The organism is Actinomycetota bacterium (genome assembly GCA_030682655.1).
Classification (GTDB): Bacteria; Actinomycetota; Coriobacteriia; order Anaerosomatales; family JAUXNU01; genus JAUXNU01.
The window spans coordinates 1-2,911 of sequence record JAUXNU010000210.1; the positions used below are offsets into that span (position 1 = coordinate 1).

Genomic DNA, 2,911 nt, shown 5'->3' on the forward strand with positions numbered 1-2,911 from the left:
GGGGGGTGGTCAAGGTCGTTCTCGATGTCGACGGCGAGCACTTGCGCGTTCTGGTGATCGACCACGGGGCCGGCGTTCCGCCCGACCGGGAGGATGTTCTGTTCGAGCTCTTTGGCAGGGCGGATGCCTCTGACAGTGCACGGACGTCTGGCCTCGGCCTCGGGCTTCCGATCTCGGACCGATTGCTCGCGCGCATGGCGGAAACATCACCTACCTGAGAAACCCTGAAGGGGTCGGCAGCACCTTCGTCTTCACGCTGCCGCGGAGGGGTGTCACGGACAAGGCGGCCCCGGCTGCAGTGCGCATCGTTTCGGGACCTGACGACGAGACAAGGAGCGGCGAGCAAACATGGGCGATGCAATGAACTCGGGGGGACCAGTTCGCAAGACGTGGCAGGGCACGATACTGATCGTCGACGACAACGTGGAGCTCGTCCGAGGACTGACCACGCTACTGAGCAATGACGGCTACCGTGTTGACTCGCTGTCCAGCGGAGCGACCGTGGCGGAGTCGGTTGCGGTCAACAAGCCGGACCTCGTGGTGCTAGACGTGATGATGCCGGTGGTCGATGGGTGGGAGGCTCTTGCGCGCATACGCGACAACAGCGCCAACGACCGTCTCCCCGTCATGATGCTTACTGCCAAGGGGACCGAGGATGCCAAAGTGAAGGGCTTCGGCCTTGGCGCGGATGACTACCTGTCCAAACCTTTCTCGGTGCGGGAATTCCGCTGTCGCGTCGAGGCGCTTCTGAGGCGGACGCGCCTGGTTGATGTCGACGCCGACGAGAAGTTCCCGGTCGTCGTGGATTCGGGCACGGAGTTCGTCGACGCCAAGGACGTGGTCTACATCGAAGGCGTGCGCAACTACACGTACATTCACACGTTCGACGCGCGCTTCCTTGGCAGGTTGTCTCTCGGTGCGGTGGAGGGGCGGGACGTGTCCGGGTTCATGCGCGTGCATCGCTCCTATATCGTTCGCCTTGGCGCGGTGAAGGGATATCACTGGGCGTCGAAGTCGTCCTTCAAGTTGGTGCTCAACGATGCTGAGGGGACGAGTATCCCGGTCAGTCGCAAGCTCGTGACCCAGGTCAAGAGCTGTCTTCCTCGGTAGATTCGCACGTCGGGACGGCGCGGTCCGTGCGCGTCGGGCGCTCTTGCACGGGTGCAGGTGCTAGAATCGTCGGCAATCTCGCGCGAGCAGGCGCGGGAGTCCCCAGATGCAGGAGGCTCGGCGATGCGCATTTGCGTTCTTGGCGGTGGACCTGGCGGTTACAGCGCGGCTTTCGAGGCGGCTCGTCTTGGCGCTGACGTGACGCTCATCGAGGCGCAACGTCTCGGCGGGACGTGCCTGAATTGGGGCTGCATCCCGACCAAGACGATCCTGCGCTCCGCCCACATTGTCGCGGACACGCGTCAGGCCGAGGAGTTCGGCTTAAGTGCTGCGGTCGCGAGTGTCGATGTCGGCCGGCTTCGTGCACGCAAGGAGGGCGTCGTCGACGAGCTCGTCGGCCAGATCGAAGGCAGCGCGAAGCGGCTCAAGGTCCGTGTGGTCGCCGGTTCCGGTCGGCTTGTGGCTCCCAAGGTCGTGGAGGTCGCGCTGGCCCAGGGCGGCGCGGAGACGATCGAAGCCGACGCGGTGATCCTGGCCACCGGCTCTGCCGTGTTCAAGCTCCCGAATATCGATCATGACATGGAGGGCATCTGGACGAGTGACGACGCCGTTTCGCTGTCGGAGATCCCCAAAGACATCATCATCATCGGCGGCGGCGTGATCGGCCTGGAGTTCGCATGCGCGTACGCTGCGTTCGGCTCCAAGGTCGTGGTGGTCGAGCTCATGGAGCAGGTCCTTCCCGGCAACGACAAGCGCGTCGTCAAACTCGTTCAGGCGAAGCTTGAGGAGATGGGCGTCGAGTTCCACCTCGGCGACGCCGTCGAAAGCGTCGAGCGCGTGGGCGATCGCATGCGCGCGACTCTGCGCAGTGGAGCCGTGCTCGAGAGCGCCATCGTGATGAGCGCTGTTGGGCGTATTCCGAACTCCGCGGGACTCGGCTACCCCGAGGCCGGTATCGAGATGGACCGGGCTGCGGTCAAGGTCGACGAGCACTACCGGACGAACCTTCCCGGCGTCTACGCAATCGGCGACCTCGTCGGCGGGATGATGCTCGCTCATGTCGCCGAGGAAGAGGGCGTGGGCGCGGCGCGCAACGCAGTCGCGGAACTCCGCGGCGAGTCCCCACACGAGACAGTTCGGCTCGACTGCATCCCCGCGTGCGTCTACACGTTCCCGGAGGTCGCTGTCGTCGGATCGTCTCGCGATTCCGCCAAGGAGCGCGGTATCGACGCGGTGCAGGCCGTCGCGAAGTTCGCAGCCAATGGGAAGGCCCTTGGCGAGGGCGAGGGCGACGGATTCGTGCAGCTCGTGGCGGAGAAGGGCACCGGTCGCATCATCGGCTGCCAGATCGTCGGCCCGCATGCGGTCGAAATCATCCACGAAGTGGCGCTCGCGATGGCTCGCGATCTCACGGTGGATGCGATCGCGCACATGGTGCACGCGCACCCGACGGTGAGCGAGGTTATCCGGTTTGCGGCGGCTGACGCGGCTGCCAAATGCGGCTTGTAGGCGTTCTGGCCCGGTGCCATCGGGGATTGACTGGCGTTGTCCTCGGTGTACATGCTGGTACCGCCGCATCGCGGTGGTCGCATTCATGGAGGACGGGGAGGTCAACCCAATGGCACGTATCCTTGCACGCGCACGTCGCACGCTGGGACTCGCACTTAGGAAGCGTCAAACAACAAGTAGGAGATTGGCTGGTGATGTCGAAGTAAGATCGTATGATCAACGAGCATGCGATCGGAGAGCGCTATCGGGCGCTCGCGGGAGAGTTCGATGAGAGACGTCGACGCCTGTGGGC

The 2,911-nt window shown here is 64.3% G+C and carries 3 protein-coding genes; all 3 read left to right on the top strand.

What is annotated here, in order from left to right:
- Positions 1-218 (top strand): ATP-binding protein (locus tag Q8K99_14440; GenBank protein MDP2183750.1); only part of this gene is annotated, 218 nt, incomplete at its 5' end.
- A 130-nt stretch (positions 219-348) separates the two neighbouring features.
- Positions 349-1,110, top strand: a complete 762-nt coding sequence (locus Q8K99_14445) for a response regulator (protein ID MDP2183751.1) — start codon at positions 349-351, stop codon at positions 1,108-1,110.
- A gap of 123 nt (positions 1,111-1,233) precedes the next feature.
- Complete coding sequence (gene lpdA, locus Q8K99_14450; protein MDP2183752.1) at positions 1,234-2,619, top strand: dihydrolipoyl dehydrogenase; 1,386 nt, start codon at positions 1,234-1,236, stop codon at positions 2,617-2,619.
- The last annotated feature ends 292 nt before the right edge of the window (positions 2,620-2,911 follow it).

What these genes read in the sequence shown, in the direction of transcription:
- Q8K99_14445 (MDP2183751.1), top strand. Translation starts at nt 349, where the DNA reads ATGGGCGATGCAATGAACTCGGGGGGACCAGTTCGCAAGACGTGGCAG.
- lpdA (MDP2183752.1), top strand. Translation starts at nt 1,234, where the DNA reads ATGCGCATTTGCGTTCTTGGCGGTGGACCTGGCGGTTACAGCGCGGCT.